15 protein-coding genes are annotated in these 15,241 nt (G+C 69.0%); 9 read left to right on the top strand and 6 right to left on the bottom strand.

The genetic code is table 11. The features are described 5' to 3' along the window. Window positions 1-15 precede the first annotated feature (15 nt). From sodC to TPAU_RS18605, 9 genes are all read left to right on the top strand, one after another. The gene (sodC, locus tag TPAU_RS18645) at window positions 16-750 is read left to right on the top strand and encodes a superoxide dismutase[Cu-Zn] (RefSeq protein WP_013128302.1); all 735 of its coding nucleotides are present in this window, start codon (window positions 16-18) and stop codon (window positions 748-750) included. After that, window positions 750-1,889: a glutamate--cysteine ligase gene (locus TPAU_RS18640; RefSeq protein ID WP_013128301.1), complete on the top strand. Its 1,140-nt coding sequence runs from the start codon at window positions 750-752 to the stop codon at window positions 1,887-1,889. Before sodC ends, TPAU_RS18640 begins: the two co-directional genes overlap by 1 nt. Before the next feature lie 114 nt (window positions 1,890-2,003). Next, the gene (locus TPAU_RS18635) at window positions 2,004-3,062 is read left to right on the top strand and encodes a FecCD family ABC transporter permease (protein WP_013128300.1); all 1,059 of its coding nucleotides are present in this window, start codon (window positions 2,004-2,006) and stop codon (window positions 3,060-3,062) included. Further along, window positions 3,059-3,808, top strand: coding sequence for an ABC transporter ATP-binding protein (locus TPAU_RS18630; RefSeq protein WP_013128299.1), 750 nt, complete (start codon window positions 3,059-3,061; stop codon window positions 3,806-3,808). Before TPAU_RS18635 ends, TPAU_RS18630 begins: the two co-directional genes overlap by 4 nt. Window positions 3,809-3,822: 14 nt before the next feature. Continuing rightward, window positions 3,823-4,821, top strand: a complete 999-nt coding sequence (locus tag TPAU_RS18625; RefSeq protein ID WP_013128298.1) for an ABC transporter substrate-binding protein — start codon at window positions 3,823-3,825, stop codon at window positions 4,819-4,821. Continuing rightward, window positions 4,818-5,612 carry a Rossmann-like domain-containing protein gene (locus TPAU_RS18620; protein ID WP_013128297.1) on the top strand — a complete coding sequence of 265 codons (795 nt, stop codon included), beginning with the start codon at window positions 4,818-4,820 and terminating at the stop codon, window positions 5,610-5,612. Before TPAU_RS18625 ends, TPAU_RS18620 begins: the two co-directional genes overlap by 4 nt. Then, entirely contained in the window at window positions 5,609-6,811 is a 1,203-nt protein-coding gene (locus TPAU_RS18615) for an MFS transporter (RefSeq protein ID WP_013128296.1), read from the top strand. Before TPAU_RS18620 ends, TPAU_RS18615 begins: the two co-directional genes overlap by 4 nt. Beyond that, window positions 6,811-7,722, top strand: coding sequence for a GHMP family kinase ATP-binding protein (locus TPAU_RS18610; protein WP_013128295.1), 912 nt, complete (start codon window positions 6,811-6,813; stop codon window positions 7,720-7,722). The genes TPAU_RS18615 and TPAU_RS18610 overlap by 1 nt, the downstream gene beginning before the upstream one ends. Further along, entirely contained in the window at window positions 7,719-8,729 is a 1,011-nt protein-coding gene (locus TPAU_RS18605; RefSeq protein WP_013128294.1) for a pyridoxal-phosphate dependent enzyme, read from the top strand. The genes TPAU_RS18610 and TPAU_RS18605 overlap by 4 nt, the downstream gene beginning before the upstream one ends. Here the strand turns inward: TPAU_RS18605 and mnhG are convergent. The 6 genes from mnhG to TPAU_RS18575 are packed head-to-tail and all read right to left on the bottom strand — an operon-like array spanning window position 8,726 to window position 15,193. Continuing rightward, window positions 8,726-9,058 (bottom strand): monovalent cation/H(+) antiporter subunit G, encoded by a 333-nt coding sequence (mnhG, locus tag TPAU_RS18600; protein WP_013128293.1) that lies wholly within the window; start codon window positions 9,056-9,058, stop codon window positions 8,726-8,728. The genes TPAU_RS18605 and mnhG overlap by 4 nt on opposite strands. Continuing rightward, the gene (locus TPAU_RS18595; RefSeq protein ID WP_013128292.1) at window positions 9,058-9,357 is read right to left on the bottom strand and encodes a monovalent cation/H+ antiporter complex subunit F; all 300 of its coding nucleotides are present in this window, start codon (window positions 9,355-9,357) and stop codon (window positions 9,058-9,060) included. Before TPAU_RS18595 ends, mnhG begins: the two co-directional genes overlap by 1 nt. Beyond that, window positions 9,354-10,055, bottom strand: a complete 702-nt coding sequence (locus TPAU_RS18590; RefSeq protein WP_013128291.1) for a Na+/H+ antiporter subunit E — start codon at window positions 10,053-10,055, stop codon at window positions 9,354-9,356. The genes TPAU_RS18595 and TPAU_RS18590 overlap by 4 nt, the downstream gene beginning before the upstream one ends. Continuing rightward, on the bottom strand, window positions 10,048-11,727 hold the full coding sequence (locus TPAU_RS18585; protein WP_013128290.1) for a Na+/H+ antiporter subunit D: 1,680 nt from the start codon (window positions 11,725-11,727) through the stop codon (window positions 10,048-10,050). Before TPAU_RS18585 ends, TPAU_RS18590 begins: the two co-directional genes overlap by 8 nt. After that, a complete protein-coding gene (locus TPAU_RS18580; protein WP_013128289.1) occupies window positions 11,724-12,299 on the bottom strand; it encodes a Na(+)/H(+) antiporter subunit C in 576 nt (191 codons plus the stop codon). Before TPAU_RS18580 ends, TPAU_RS18585 begins: the two co-directional genes overlap by 4 nt. Next, on the bottom strand, window positions 12,296-15,193 hold the full coding sequence (locus TPAU_RS18575; RefSeq protein ID WP_041945262.1) for a Na+/H+ antiporter subunit A: 2,898 nt from the start codon (window positions 15,191-15,193) through the stop codon (window positions 12,296-12,298). The genes TPAU_RS18580 and TPAU_RS18575 overlap by 4 nt, the downstream gene beginning before the upstream one ends. Window positions 15,194-15,241 lie beyond the last annotated feature (48 nt).

Below are 15,241 nucleotides of genomic sequence, written 5' to 3'. Positions count from 1 at the left end.
CATAAGGAGTCTTCGATGACGAAGCGCCAGTACCTCGCCCCGATCGCGATCCTCCCGGTGGCGGCGCTCGCCCTCACGGGCTGTGTGAACAGCGAGAAGTCCGCAGGTGCGGGCGTGGGTACGACGCCCGCGGTCGTCAGCGGTGCCACTGTGCCCGCGGAGGGTCCGGTCCTGAGCAACGCACCGGGCCACGGTGAGGAGAAGCCCGGCGAGGGCGGCGCACCGTCGGCCGGGGCCGCCGAGGCTTCGCTCGTCAAGCCGGACGGCACCAGCGCGGGCAAGGCCACGTTCACCGAGAAGGACGGCGTCGTGGTCATCGACGTTCGTGTCACCGGACTGCCCGCAGGCTTCCACGGCATGCACATCCACGAGGTGGGCAAGTGCGAGCCCAACTCGGTGGCCAAGAACGGCGCTCCCGGCTCCGCCACCAACTTCGGATCCGCCGGAGGCCACTGGCAGAAGGCCGGTGCTACCGGCCACCCGATGACCGGTGATCTGGTCTCGATCTACGTCAATGCCAACGGCACCGGACAGACCGTCACCAGCACCGGCGCGTTCACCCTCGCGGATATCAAGAAGAACGCGGACGGCAACGCGCTGATGATCCACGAGAAGGCCGACAACTTCGGCAATGTGCCCGCGACGAAGTACGCGAACATCGTTCCGGGCCAGCCCGTGCCGGACGAGCAGACCCTCATGACCGGCGACGCGGGCGGCCGGATCGCCTGCGGCGTGATCAAGGTCGGTTAATCATCGAGCCCGTCGCCTTCCGGGCGTCGCCGCGGCCGACGATCGGCGTCGAGTGGGAATTCGCCCTCGTCGACCGGGAGACCGCGGATCTGGTCAGCCGCGCCGACGAGCTGTTCGACGGTGTGCGCGACGCCAGTGAAGAGATTGCGCCCCAGGTGCACTCGGAGATGCTGCGTAACACCGTCGAGGTGGTGACCGGGGTCTGCGAGAACACCGCCGAGGCGATGGCCGATCTGGCCTCCACGTTGACGGTGGTGCGCGGTGCGGCCGATGCGATGGGCGTCGACTTGTTCGGAGCGGGAACGCACCCGTTCGCGCAGTGGAATGCGCAGCAGCTCACCGACAATCCGCGCTATGACGAACTGATCGCCCGCACCCAGTGGTGGGGTCGGCAGATGCTCATCTGGGGCGTGCACGTGCACGTCGGCGTGAACCACCGGGACAAGGTGTTGCCGATCATCTCGGCATTGCTCAATCAGTACCCGCACCTGCTGGCGCTGTCGGCGAGCTCGCCGATGTGGGGTGGCCACGACACCGGCTACGCGAGCACCCGCGCGATGATGTTCCAGCAGTTGCCCACCGCAGGCTTGCCCTTCCAGTTCGAGCAGTGGAGCGAGTTCGAGCGCTTCGTCCACGATCAGAAGACCACCGGGATCATCGATCACCTCAACGAGATCCGCTGGGATATCCGGCCCGCCTGCCACCTCGGGACCATCGAGGTTCGGGTCTGCGACGGGATGTCCACCTTCGCCGAGCTCGAGGCGGTGGTCGCCCTGATCCACTGTCTGGTGGTGTGGCTCGACGGCCGGCTCGATGCGGGGGAGCGCCTGCCCACGCTGCCGCCCTGGCACGTCCAGGAGAACAAGTGGCGTGCGGCGCGATACGGGCTCGACGCCATCATCATTCAGGACGCCGACAACAACGAGCGACTGGTGACCGAGGACCTCGACGATCTGCTGGAGCAATTGACCCCTATCGCTCGTGGTTTGGGTTGCGAGCGGGAATTGCGAGCGGTACAGGATATCCCGCGACGCAAGGCCTCCTATCAGCGGCAGCGCGCCGTGGCCGGCGGGATCTGCAACGTGGACACCTACCGCGATGTGGTGCGCTCGGTGACCGGCGACCTCATCCTGCCGTGATCGCCGCCCACCTGCCTTCCGGCAGGCAGGGTTTCATAGTCGCCTGGTTCGCTCACGTTTCCATAGACGCATGCGTCTTTGTTTAATGATAATCATTATCGTTATCTTGTTGGGGTGAACCCCTCCCGTGCCGCCCGGCACCGCGCACCGCTGCTGGCCGGCGCGCTCGCCGTCGCCCTCGTGCTTTCGGCGGTGTTCGCGGTGTCCCACGGCGCCGCCACGATCCCGTTCGGCGATGTCCCCCGGCTGATCTGGGCCGCCGTGACCGGGGGGCTGCTGCAGCCGGAGGACCGCACCGCCTACTCCGTTGTCTGGGAATTGAGGGTGCCCCGCGTTCTGCTCGCGGCCCTCGTCGGCGCGGGACTGTCGATCGCGGGTGTCGCCTGCCAGGCTCTCGTGCGCAATCCGCTCGCCGATCCGTTCATCCTCGGTATTTCCAGCGGCGCCTCGGTCGGTGCGAGCCTGGTGGTCACCACCGGCGTCGTCGCCGGGCTCGGGATAGCCGGGACCGCCGGCGCGGCGTTCGGCACGGCGCTGCTCGCGTCCGGTCTGGTCTACCTGCTCAGTCGCTCGCCCGGCGGCGCGCTCAGCCCGGTCCGGCTGGTGCTCACGGGTGTGGTGCTCGCGTTCGCCTTCCAAGGCCTGGCCGGCGCGATCGTCTTCTTCGACCCCGTCGGTGACGCCGCACGATCGGTGATGTTCTGGCTGCTCGGCGGGCTGGGCGGCGCTCAGTGGTCGGTGCTCCCGCTGGTCGCCGCCGCGGTGCTCGCGGGCGCTCTGATCGCGGCACGGCTGGCCGGGACACTCGATGTGCTCGCCCAGGGCGACGAGGCCGCCGCCTCGCTGGGCCTCGACCCGCATCGTGCCCGGCTTCGGCTCTTCCTTCTCGTGGTGGCCATGACCTCCGTCCTCGTGGCGGTCGCCGGCACGGTGGGCTTCGTCGGCCTGGTGGTCCCGCACGCGGTGCGGATGATCTTGGGCCCCGGTCATTCCCGCGTATTGCTGCTGGCGCCCCTGGTGGGTGCGCTGCTGCTGGTCTGGGTCGACCTGATCAGCAGGCTCGTCGTGGCGCCACGCGAGTTGCCGCTCGGCATCGTCTCGGCGCTGGTCGGCGTCCCCGTGTTCCTCTACCTGCTGCGGCGACGCGATGGACTCCTCGGCGGTGCCGCATGAGGATCGACATCGACGGCGTGACGGTCGCACTGGGCGGTCGGACGGTGCTCAACCGCGTCCGGCTCGAGGTGGAACCCGGTGCGCACGTGGGACTCATCGGTCCCAACGGCAGCGGAAAATCGACACTGCTGCGCTGCCTCTACCGCGCGCTGACTCCCGACGCGGGGACCGTGCGCATCGGTGGCCGCGACCTTGCGACGGTCCACCGGCGCGAGGGTGCGCGCCTCGTCGCGGCCGTCACCCAGAGCGAAACCGGGCACCTCGGGTTCACCGCCGCGGAGACCGTCCTGCTAGGGCGATTCCCGCACGGCGACGCGGGTACGCCGGGGGCGCGCCGGGCGGTCGCCGCGGCGATGGAATCGACCGGCACCGGCCATCTGCGCGCGCGCAGTGTGCTCGACCTGTCCGGCGGCGAACGCCAGCGCGTCCTGATCGCGCGGGCGCTCGCGCAGGACACCCCGGTGCTGCTGCTCGACGAGCCGCTCAATCATCTCGACGTGCGGCATCAGATCGACCTACTGAGGTACGTGCGCCGCACCGACAAGACGACCGTCATGGCCATCCACGACATCGACCTGGCCGCCCAGAGCTGTGATCAGCTCGTGCTGCTCGATCGCGGCTCCGTGGTCGCGGCGGGTTCCCCGGCATCCGTGCTCGACCCGGAACGACTCTTCGCCGTCTACGGCATCCGACCCACCATCGTGCCCACCGCCGAGGGGCGGCCGCGCGTGAGCTTCGAGCTCTGACCCGAAAGGACACCATGCCCTCCCGTTCCCTGCTCGCCGCAGGCTTGGCTGCGATCATCGCGGTCACCGCCGCCTGCGGCGCCCGTACCGCCGACAACGGCGCCGATCGTATCGAGGTCACCAACTGCGGTGTACGCCAGCAATACCCGTCGCCCACGGCGGCCGTACCCTACGACGTCTCGGCCATCGAGAAGATGTTCGCACTCGGTCTCACCGACCGGATCAAGGGCATCGTCCTTCCGAAGACCGTCCACGGTGTGATCGCCAGGTCGCCGTACCGTGCCGAGTACAGCAAGGTGCCGATCCTCAGCGACGGCGTGCTTACCCAGGAGCCGCTCGTCGCGGCCCAGGCCGACTGGGTGTTCGCGGGCTGGCAGGCCGGCTTCAGTCCGGCCCGCGGAGTGACCCCCGAATCCCTCGGCAAGCTCGGCATCAACAGCTACATGCAGGAGGAGACCTGCTACAACTACGGTGACCGGCCCACCGCCCGCGACGCGAACCCGCTTGCCGATACCTACGCCGATCTGATCAATCTGGGTGCCGTGTTCCGCGTCCCCGACCGGGCCGCATCGCTGGTGGACAACCTGCGTGGCCGCGAGCGGGCTCTCCGGGAACGCGCCGACCGTAAGGAGGTGAAACCCTCCGTCCTGGTGTATGACTCGGGCACCGCCGAGCCCTACACCGCCGGTCGTCGAACCGCGGCCGACCAGGTGGTTTCGCTCGCCGGTGGGCGGTCCGTGACGCACGATGTCGATGCCCGGTGGACAGCCGTCGGTTGGGAATCGGTGGTCTCGGCACAGCCGGAAGTGATCGTGATCGTCGACTACGACAAACAACCCGCACAGCAGAAGATCGACTACCTGCGCACGCAGTCGCCGATCAAGGATTCACCCGCGGTGCGCGAGAACCGGATCCGTGTCATCGACTACGCCGAACTGGTGTCGGGGCCCCGCAACCTGGATGCAGCGGCGTCCCTCGCCGACTACCTCGAACAGAGCGGAGCCGCCCGATGACCGCACCCGCAACCGTGGCCCAGGTGGTCGAGTCGGCCCGGGAGGTCGCGGGCGACGAGGTGGCTCGCAGCGTATTCTTCGTGACCCACGGAACCCGTCTCGCCGGTAGCGCGCACCGCTACCGCAATCGGTACGTACTGGTGCGGGTCGCCGATGCCTTCGGCGCCTGTGCTTTCGAAGAGGGCGAACTCGACAGCAGCGTCGCCGACCTCTCCGGTGAGCCACTGGCCGCCTTGCTGGAGCATCGATCGCAGCCCGTGCGAATCGCGGCGGCCGATGCCGCGCTCGGGGCTCGTGCCCCGCACCGCGACGACCCCCGCGCCGAGCTGCGCGTTCTCCCCACCGGTACCCCCGATGTCCGCGCCGAGGCCCGCGACGCCGCCGTCGCCGAACTGCTCACCTTTCCCGCCGGCGCCCGGGTCGCGCTGATCGGGGTGGTCAACCCGCTCGTCGCGGCGATCCGTGAGCGTGGCGGTGAGCCTCTGCTCGCGGACCGGAACCTGGAGCGCACGCAGTGGGACGATCGCGTTTTCGCCGACCACCGTGAGGTGATCGAGCGGGCGGATGCCGTGGTGGCCACGGGAATGACACTGGGCAACGGCACTTTCGATGAGATTCTTGCGACGTGTCGCGCCCGCGACATCCCTCTGGCCGTCTACGCGCAGAGCGGCGCCGCGGTCGCACGCGCCTTCCTCGGCTCCGGCCTGTCTGCATTGTCGGCCGAGCACTTCCCGTTCTCCCAATTCTCGGCCGACGCCTCGCCGATGTACCTGTACCGGGGTGCGCGATGAATGCCCCCACCGCCGGGCCACTGCCCGATCGAGTGCTCGTCCGCGCGATCTGGCCGATACTCGCCGCCGCCGCGCTCGGACTCGTGCCGTTCACCATCATGGCCAACTTCCTCGTGGCGATCGCCGCCGACGCCCACGCCGGGGTCGACCTGATCGGCGGTCTCCGAGGGCTCGGCGGGGTCGCCGCGCTGGTCGTGGGGGTCGCTGCCGCGCCCCTGCTGGACAGGCTCTCCCGCTCTGCCGTCGCGGCGCTCGCGGTGCTCGTCCTCGCCGTGGGCTGCGCTCTTTCGCTGCAGGGCAGCACCACCGCGTGGGTCGCGTTCTGTCTGCTCATCGGGGCAGGGACCGCAGTGCTGAATCCGGCCCTGTCGGCGATGGCCGCGGATCGGTTCGACTCCGAAGCCGCGTCGGCGCGTGCCGCTACCCTGGTCTCCTCGACGATGACGCTCACCGCCGTGCTCGCCGCGCCGGTGCTCGCCCTGCCCGCCGTCCTGTGGGGATGGCGCGCCGATATGGCGGCGACCGCTGCGGTGCTCCTCGCGGTCGCCGTGCTCCTCGCCCGCCGCCGTGATCCGAACGGCGGGAACACCAGGGTGAGCTACCTCGAGGCGTTCCGCGCCGTCCGTTCGATTCCCGGTGCACCGCAGGTGCTCTCGATCTCCCTGCTGCGCACCCTCGCCTTCATGGGGTCACTGGCCTACATCGCGGCGGCCTTCGGCGAGCGGTTCGGCATCGGCACCGGTTGGTTCTCCCTGGTCTGGGCGACCAGCGGCCTCGCCTTCTTCCTCGGGAACTTCTTCGGGGGCAGGGTGATGCAGGATCGGAGTGCGCGCACCCTGCTCCGGTTCGCGGCCGCGGCCGTCATCGTCGCATCCGCCGCGATGACGCTCCTGTACACCGCCCCGATCGTCCCGGTCGCCTGGGCGATGGTCGCCGTGGTATCCGCGTCCCACGCCGTCATCGCGGCCGCCGTCACTACGACGTTGGTCAGGACCGCCGGTCCCGTGCGGGGGACCGTCCTGTCGCTCAACGGTGCGGCGCAGAGCATCGGGGTGTTCGCTGGAGCCTCCCTTGCGGGCGCCGCCCTCGCCGCGGGCGGCTGGACCGGGGTCGGGCTGGCCCTCGGTGCGGCCACGCTGCTCGCCTTGCTGTTCGCCTGGCGCGCGGTGCGCCGAATGCCGCTGTCGGAGACGATCTGATGGCGGGCGCCCGCGGCCGTGGTGTGGGACGCAGCACCGGCCACCACGGCGAATTCCTCCAGGGACGCTTCCACTGCACCGCGATCGGCGAATGTCCCGGCCTGGTAACTGTGCCGGTGCGCAGCCTCACCTCGGTCGCCGAATTCGTACCCGACCACACCGGCGCAGTCCGCGCACATTGTGCCCCCGGCGGAACGCGCCGCCTGCACAAGGCCCGCGCCGCGGCCCGGGCGACGATCGCGCACCTCCGCGAACGCGGTGAGATCCGTTTCACCGGAGGAGAACTGCGCATCGACAGAACGATCCCGGTCGGAATGGGACTCGGCTCATCGACCGCCGACGTGCTCGCCGCGGCACGGGCCGTCGCCGATGCTGCCGACGTCGAACTCGACACGCAGGCGCTGGCATTGCTCAGCGTCGCGGCCGAGGGGGCCTCGGATCCGCTCTGGTCCGACCGGCCGGTGCTGTTCGCGCACCGGCACGGACACGTGATCGAAGATCTCGGCGAGGCCCTCCCCGCCATGCTCCTGGTGCACTGCCGGCTCGGGGGCCCCGTGGACACGCTCGACCTGCCGCTGGCCGGCGCCGCCGGCATCACGGTGTACGAGGAGCTGCGTGAGGAACTTCGCGCGGCGGTCCGTGCCGGTGACGCCCGCGGAGTCGGCGCCGTCGCGACCCGGAGCGCCCGGCTCAACCAGAGCCGTCACTACAAACCCGGACTGGAGACCCTGATCGCGGTGGCGGACAGCGGCGGCGCACTCGGCGTCCAGGTGGCTCATTCCGGCAACGTCGCCGGTGTGCTGTTCCCGCATACGCATTCCTCCGAAGGTCTGCGCCGCACCCGGATCCGCGCCGCGGAACAGGGGCTGCGACTCGGTCCGCGGCCCGTCCCGATCGGAGGTGCGGCGTGAAGGCCGTCGGGCATATCGCTGCGGCGCTCAGCAATCCGGCGTTGATCCGGGCGCGCGACGACGGGTATCTGCTGCGCTTCGAATCGATGAAGGTGGCATCCGCTCGCGCGGCGCTCGCGGCGGCGATCTCGGCGGGGCGGGTGGCGCCGGGCGGCACCGTCATCGATTCCTCGTCGGGGATCTACGCCTACGCTCTCGCGCTGGCCTGCCATGAGGCCGGGATCCGGTGTCGGATAGTGGGATCGACCACGATCGATGAGACACTACGGCTTCAACTGATCGCACTGGGCGTCGACCTCGAACAGATGCCGCCGTCCGCCTCTCTCAAGCTGGATCAGGACCGCCGGGTGCAGCGCATCCGCGAATTGCTCGCCGAGAACCCGTCGCTGCACTGGATGCGGCAGTACCACGATCCGGTGCACTATCTCGGGTATCGCGACATCGCTCGCTCGGTCGCGGCCGAACTGACCCGCGCCGGTGCGGCCTCGGTGCGGTTGGTGGCGCCCGTCGGTTCCGGGGTCTCCAGTGGCGCGCTACGTCTGGGCTTCGAGGACGCCGGGCTCACCGTCGAACTGGTGGGCGTGCAGCCCTTCGGCAGTATCACGTTCGGGTCGGAGCACGTCGACGACCCGGACATGCTGATCGCCGGGATCGGATCGTCGATCCGGTTCGACAACGTGCGCCACAGGCTGTACGACGTGATCCACTGGATCTCCTTCGAGGTGGCCCGTTCCGGTACCCGCGCCCTGCTCTCCGAACACGCGGTGTTCGCCGGATTGTCCTCGGGTGCGGGCATGATCGCGGCCGGCCACGAACGGATCGCCGAGGACGGACCGCCCGTGGACGTCACCGTCCAGGTGCTGCCGGATACAGGGCACCGATACGCACCGGTGCTGTCGGGAGAGGTCGGGTCCGTACCCGCGGGGCCGGCCCTGGTGCAGCGCCCCGAGGATGTGGTGCTGCCGTGGTCCCGGATGCGGTGGGCCGGTCGCGCCGCGCCCCGCTAATCCCGGGCGCCGGTCTCCATATCGTCGACGGCGATCGTCTTGTCGCGTAGGCGCTGCTCCTGGTAGGCCACCCGTCCCACCCGGTGCGCCACCACCGGGGCGGTCAACAGGGCGAACAGTCCGGCCAGGATCAGCATCCACACGTCCACCGAGTGCCGCAGTAGCACCGCGGAACCACCGAGCAGGAGCAGCAGTCCCATGGTCTGCGGTTTGGTGGCCGCGTGCATGCGGGTGAGGGTGTCCGGGAACCGGACGATGCCGATCGCCGCCGTCAACGCGAACACGGCGCCGGTCAGCATGAGGGCCGCTGCGATCACGTCGAGAACCATCAGCGCTCACCGTCCTTCGGACTCTCGGGCTTGGCGGTACCGGCATCGTCGGGCACACGGAACCGGGCGACCGATGTGGAGCCGACGAATCCGATGAGCGAGAGCGCCACCACGCCGGGGATCACCGACGAGTTGCCGCTGTACGCCGCCCACACCGCGAGGCCGCCCATGGCGATCGCGACCAACGCGTCGACGGCCACCACTCGATCGAGAGTGTTGGGGCCCACCAGGAGCCGGTAGGCGGTGATGAACGCCGCGGCCACGAGGATCACGCCGGTCACTACGAAGACCACGGTCATGACTGCCCCTCCTGGGTCGCGCCGTTCTCCTTCTTCCGGCGGTAGTCGATCTCCGGCTGCGCCATCGCACGGGCGTCGAGCCGGGTCCGCTCGGCGAGCGAGACGCGGTGGTACTCCTCGTCGTCCACACCGTGCATCGGGCTCGCGTGCCACTCGTTGTCACGCTCGAAGGCGCTGATGCACAGCCGCTCCAGCCGCGCCGTGCTGCGGTAGAACTGCCGCACCGCCTTCTCACTGCTGACATCCACCACGTGCACGTACAACAGTCGGCGCTTGGTGTCGATGTCGAGCACCATCGTGCCCGGGATCAGGTTCATCATGTCGACCAGGAGTGTGAGCACCAGATCGGACTTGACCTCCACCTTCGCGCGCAGCACGGCGCTCATCGGCGGCGGTCCCGGCCGCAGCGCGAGCCACGCCACCTGCACCGACGACTTGATCATGTCGCCCACGAAGACGATCACCAGCTTGAGCAGCGAGCCGATGTGCACGCGGCCCTCCACCGGCACCGGCGGCAACGGTAGGAGCAGCAGGATCGCTGCACCCACCAGGAGGCCGGCCGCGATGTTGCCGGGCGTGATCCGGCCCCACAACATCACCCACACCGCGTCCAGCCACACCAGCTGTGCGAGTTTCGCGAGGACGGCCCGGCCGTCGTGCAGGTCGGGCAGGATCCGATTCACCAACCGCTTAGCCATGCCGCTCACCCGCCTGTCGACCTTCGGCGGGCACCACGGGCGTCCCGTCGGCGTACTTGAGCTCGCGCACCGCGTCCGGTCCGAGGACCGCCGCGACGTAGTCGGCGCGGCCGATGAGCTGCTCTGCAGCGCGGTTGGTCACGTCGAACATCGGGCCGGCCCACACTGCGATCGCCAGGCCCACCGCGAACAGTGCCGCCGTGGGCGCCACCATCCCGATCGGCATCCGGCCCGGGTCTTCCCGGTCGGCGAATTCGATCACGTCGCCGTCGTCGAGCAGGGCCTCCGGATGCGCCACCGCCAGCTGGCCCTCCGGTGCGTCCGCGCGGGCACGCCAGAACGCCTTCGTCCACACCCGGGCTACCGCGTACAGGGTCAGCAGGCTGGTGATCACGCTGCCCGCGACCAGGATCCACGCCAGCACCGAACCCACCTGCACGCCCGCCTCCAGCAGGCCCACCTTGCCGATGAAGCCCGAGAACGGCGGAATACCACCGAGGTTCAGGGCGGGCAGGAAGAACAGGATCGCGAGTACCGGGCTGGCCGCCGCGATACCGCCCAGGCGGCGCAGCGATGCGGCACCAGCCTGCCGTTCGATCAGTCCCACCACCAGGAACAGTGTGGTCTGCACCAGAATATGGTGCGCCACATAGTAGATCGCGCTACTGAGGCCCAGCGGTGTGGACAACGCGATACCGAAGATCATGTAGCCGATGTGACTGACCAGGGTGAACGAGAGCAGACGTTTGATATCGGTCTGCGCGATGGCGCCCAGGATGCCCACGATCATGGTGAGGAGCGCGGCCACCAGTAGGACATCGTCGACGGCGCCACCCGGGAACAGCAGCGTGTGAGCGCGGATGATGGCGTACACGCCCACCTTGGTCAGCAAGCCCGCGAACACAGCGGTTACCGGCGCGGGTGCCGTCGGATAGGAGTCGGGTAGCCAGGTGGACAGCGGGAACACCGCCGCCTTGATGCCGAACGCCACGAGCAGCACCGCGAACAAGGTGGTCCTCGTCCCCGACGGCAGGTCCTGCAGCTTGATCGCCATATCGGCCAGATTCAGCGTGCCGGTTGCGAAGTAGGCGTAGGCGATGCCGAGGAGGAACACCACCGAGGAGACCATCGACACCATCACGTACGACACGCCGGCCCGGATGCGGTCGGCACTGCCTCCCACGGTGAGCAGGACGAAGCTCGCGGCGAGCAGCATCTCGAAGGAGACGAACAGGTTGAACAGGTCGCCCGAGAGGAAGGCGTTGCACACGCCCGCGGCCAGCACCAGGTAGGTGGGGAAGAAGATCGACACCGGCTGGTTCTCGTCGCCGTCGCGGATACCCTGTCCCACCGAGTACACGAGCACGCCCAGCAGCACGACCGTGGAGACCAGCAGCATCATCGCCGACAACTGGTCGGCCACCAGCGTGATGCCGAGCGGGCTACCGCCGCCGTCCCGGTCGCCCCAGCCTCCCATGTTCAGCGCGATCGTGCCGTTGCGGTCGGTGTAGTAGAGCATCAACGCCGAGACCACGACCAGCGCGGTGAGCGAGATCAGCGCGACCAGCCGCTGCAACCGCGGATGCCGGCCGACCACCAGGCTCAGCGCCGCGGCCACCAGCGGCAGCACCGTGGGCAGCGGGAGCAGGCTCCGCATGAACTCTTCGGTCATCGGTCGTCCTCCTTCCGCTCTGCTGGTTCCTCGTGGATACGTGCCGGGATCGGCATCGCCCCCGTGTCCACCGCGTCGACCCGCGCCTTGCGCAGCTCCTCGGCGGTGAGCGGCTCACCGTCGGGACCGAATGCGTCGCCGAGTGCCGACGGTGCGCCAGTGATCGGGTCGTCCGAGGCGTCGAAGTCGGGGTCCTCCGATGCGCGATCGACATCGCGTTCGAGCACCTTGGTGTCTTCGGGGTCGTCGTCGACCTCGTCGTCGGTGTTGATGGTGAAGGAACGGTAGGCCAGCGCGAGGATGAAGGCCGCCATACCCATGGTGATCACGATGGCCGTGAGGATCAGGGCCTGCGCCAGCGGATCGGCCAGGGAATCGCGTCCCTCGGAGAAATAGCCCATGATCGGCGGGTTCCCGGGCGGGGAAGCCAGTGAGAGCAGAAGCAGGTTCACCGCGTTGCCGGCGAGGATGATGCCCATCAGCATCCTGGTCAGGCTGCGGTCCAGGATCAGGTACACGCCCGTGGCCATCATGACGGCGATCGCCGCGAACAGTCCGATGTCGACGATCATCGCGCACCTCCACCGGTCGCGACGGGCAACGGCGAGGTCTGGTCGGCGGGGGAGCCCTCCAGGTCGAGGCGGGCCCCGAGGCTGCGCAGCACATCGAGCACGAGGCCGACCACGATGAGATAGACGCCGGCATCGAAGATGAGCACCGTCACGAACTTCACGTCTCCGAAGACCGGCAGATGGAATTCGAAGGCCTGCGACGACATCGCGGGCGCGCCCACCAGGATCGAGACCACGGTGCCGCTCGCTGCCAGGAGCAGTCCGGTGCCCAGCACCTTGCCCGCGTCCAGGGGAAGCGTCTCACCGATCTCGTACCGGCCGCCGGCGAGGTACCGCAGGACCAGCGCGAGGCCGGCGGTCAGGCCACCGGCGAAACCGCCGCCCGGAGCGTTGTGCCCGGCGAAGAAGAAGTAGATCGACACCACCATGATCGTCGGGAAGACCATGCGCGAGGTGACCTCCAGGACCAGCGACCGGTGCCGCGGATCGCGCAATGCGCTGCCCCGCAGCCATGTGGTGCCCGGTGCCTCCGCCGCGGCGGCCGTCGCCTCCGACGACATCCGCGGCGCCGAGCCGAAGCGCCGATTGCGGAAGACCAGTGAGGCCACGCCCGTCGCCGCCACCAGCAGCACCGAGATCTCGCCGAACGTGTCCCAGGCTCGGATGTCGACGAGGGTCACGTTGACGGTGTTGTTGCCGTAGCCGAATTTGTAGGCCTGATCCGGCAGGCGTTCGGCCACCGGCGCGGCCACACGTGCCGCGCGGGCGGCGATGCCCACCACGACGACCATCGCGGCCACGCCGATGCCCAACAGCACGCGCATGGCCCGGGTCGGGCGGCTACCCGTGATCGGGGCTTCCGCCGGCAACTTGCGCAGCACCAGCACGAACACGACCAAGGTGATGGTCTCCACCAGGAACTGCGTGAGGGCGAGGTCGGGGGCGCCGTAGATCGCGAAGATCACGCCGGTGCCGTAGCCCGTGACGCTGACCACGAGCACCGTCGCCAGGCGGTTGCGCAGCACGACGGCCGTGAGCGAGGCGACGCACATCAGCACCGCCACTGCCATGAAGACCGGCGAGGCCTCGATCCGCAACTGCGGCTTGGCCCGCGCGCCCAAGGCGTACATGGCCATCGGCAACAGGATGAGGGTCAGCAGGATCGTGCCCTGGGTGAGCGGCAGCGAGCCTCGCTGCGTGGTCTGCGTGATGCGCAGCGAGACCACGTCGGCGGCGCGCAGGGTGGCGTCGTAGAGCCGGTCGGCGTTGCCGAGCAGCAAGCTGTTTCGGCGGCGCAGCCGGGAGAACGGGCTGTTCGGCTGCACGATCAGGATGCCGGTCGCCACGATCAGCACGGTGAGCAGCAGCGGTAGCGTGAAGCCGTGCCAGAGTGCCAGGTGGTACGGGTCGTCCGCGGGTGGGAACTGCGAATCCGGGTAACCGCTGAGCACGTGATCGAGCCACGGCGATGCGAAACCTGCCACCAGGCTCAGCACCGCGAGCAGAGCAGGGCCGGCGAGGAAGATCGGGCCCGGGGCATGCAGTTCGGCGACGGACCGGGTCGGCGCCACCTGCCCCTTGCGTCCGAAGGCGCCCCACAGGAAACGGATGCTGTACGCGACGGTGAGCGCGGAACCCGCGCACAGCCCGATCACCAGCAGCACCGGCAGTGGTTTCGGCAGGTCGGCGTGCAGCATCGATTCGAGCATCGCCTCCTTACCGACGAAGCCGTACAGCGGCGGCAGGCCCGCCATCGAGGCGGCGGCCAGCGCCGCGATACCCGCGAGCACCGGCTGCTTATCGCCGAGCCGGGCCAGGCGGCGGATATCGCGCGTACCGGCCGCATGATCGATGATGCCGACCACCATGAACAGGGTGGCCTTGAACAGCGCGTGCGCGGTGAGCAGAGTGATGCCCGCCAGCGCGACATTGCGTTCGCCGGTTCCGACCAGCACGAGCAGCATGCCCAGCTGGCTGACGGTGCCGAAGGCGAGGATCAGTTTGAGGTCGAATTCGCGCAGCGCGCGCCAGCCGGCCAGGATCATCGTGCTGATACCGAGCCCGAAGACGATCACCCGCCACGAGGTGAGGTGCGAGAACGGGGGCGCGATGAGGGCCACCAGGAAAATGCCGGCCTTCACCATGGCCGCAGCATGCAGGTAGCCGGACACCGGAGTCGGCGCCGCCATCGCGCCGGGGAGCCAGAAGTGGAAGGGCGCGATCGCCGACTTACTGATCGCGCCGATCAGGATGAGCACGACGCCGATCTCGACGCCGATCGAGATGGTCGACGGGTCGGCGACCGCCTGTGCGATCACCTCCGAGAACAGATAGGTGCCGTAGTGCTCGCCGAGCTCGATGATGCCGACCAGCATCGCGAGGCCGCCGAGGGTGGTGACCAACAGGGCCTGCGTCGCGGCGCGGCGGCTCGTCGCGCGTTCGGCGTAATAGCCGACCAGAAGGAAGCTCAGCACCGATGTGAGCTCCCAGAAGACGTACATGGCGAGCATGTTGTCGCTCACGACGAGACCGAACATGACCGCCATGAACGCCACCAACTCCGCCGCGAAGGTGGGGAGCTTGCGCGTATTGGAGGTGTCGGTGAAGTACCCGGCGCAGTACACCAGGATCACCGCGCCGATGCCGAGCACGAGCACGGACATCACCGCGGCCAGCGGCGTGAGCCGCAGGTCGAAGTTCATATTGAGCGCCTGGACCCAGCGCAGGGTCTCGGTGCGATCGGGTTCGCCGGATCGCGGCCACTGGGTGAGGATCCACACCAGGGCCGCGGCGGGCACGACAGCGAGGCCGAGGAAGCCGCGCGCGCCGAACCGGCCTACCACCACGGGGGCGGCTAAGGTCGCCAATGACAAGCAGATAAGGATGACAAGCAAGGGCACTCCGTCCTGTTTGAGCGGGGTGTCGTTCGCTTTGGCATCCTA

The sequence above is a fragment of the Tsukamurella paurometabola DSM 20162 genome, assembly GCF_000092225.1.
Lineage (GTDB): Bacteria > Actinomycetota > Actinomycetes > Mycobacteriales > Mycobacteriaceae > Tsukamurella > Tsukamurella paurometabola.
This window is presented reverse-complemented; position numbering and strand designations above follow the sequence as displayed.

What these genes read in the sequence shown, in the direction of transcription:
- TPAU_RS18615 (WP_013128296.1), top strand. Translation starts at nt 5,609, where the DNA reads ATGAATGCCCCCACCGCCGGGCCACTGCCCGATCGAGTGCTCGTCCGC.
- TPAU_RS18610 (WP_013128295.1), top strand. Translation starts at nt 6,811, where the DNA reads ATGGCGGGCGCCCGCGGCCGTGGTGTGGGACGCAGCACCGGCCACCAC.
- TPAU_RS18585 (WP_013128290.1), bottom strand. Translation starts at nt 11,727, where the DNA reads ATGACCGAAGAGTTCATGCGGAGCCTGCTCCCGCTGCCCACGGTGCTG.
- TPAU_RS18590 (WP_013128291.1), bottom strand. Translation starts at nt 10,055, where the DNA reads ATGGCTAAGCGGTTGGTGAATCGGATCCTGCCCGACCTGCACGACGGC.
- TPAU_RS18630 (WP_013128299.1), top strand. Translation starts at nt 3,059, where the DNA reads ATGAGGATCGACATCGACGGCGTGACGGTCGCACTGGGCGGTCGGACG.
- mnhG (WP_013128293.1), bottom strand. Translation starts at nt 9,058, where the DNA reads ATGGTTCTCGACGTGATCGCAGCGGCCCTCATGCTGACCGGCGCCGTG.
- TPAU_RS18595 (WP_013128292.1), bottom strand. Translation starts at nt 9,357, where the DNA reads ATGACCGTGGTCTTCGTAGTGACCGGCGTGATCCTCGTGGCCGCGGCG.
- TPAU_RS18625 (WP_013128298.1), top strand. Translation starts at nt 3,823, where the DNA reads ATGCCCTCCCGTTCCCTGCTCGCCGCAGGCTTGGCTGCGATCATCGCG.
- TPAU_RS18580 (WP_013128289.1), bottom strand. Translation starts at nt 12,299, where the DNA reads ATGATCGTCGACATCGGACTGTTCGCGGCGATCGCCGTCATGATGGCC.
- sodC (WP_013128302.1), top strand. Translation starts at nt 16, where the DNA reads ATGACGAAGCGCCAGTACCTCGCCCCGATCGCGATCCTCCCGGTGGCG.
- TPAU_RS18620 (WP_013128297.1), top strand. Translation starts at nt 4,818, where the DNA reads ATGACCGCACCCGCAACCGTGGCCCAGGTGGTCGAGTCGGCCCGGGAG.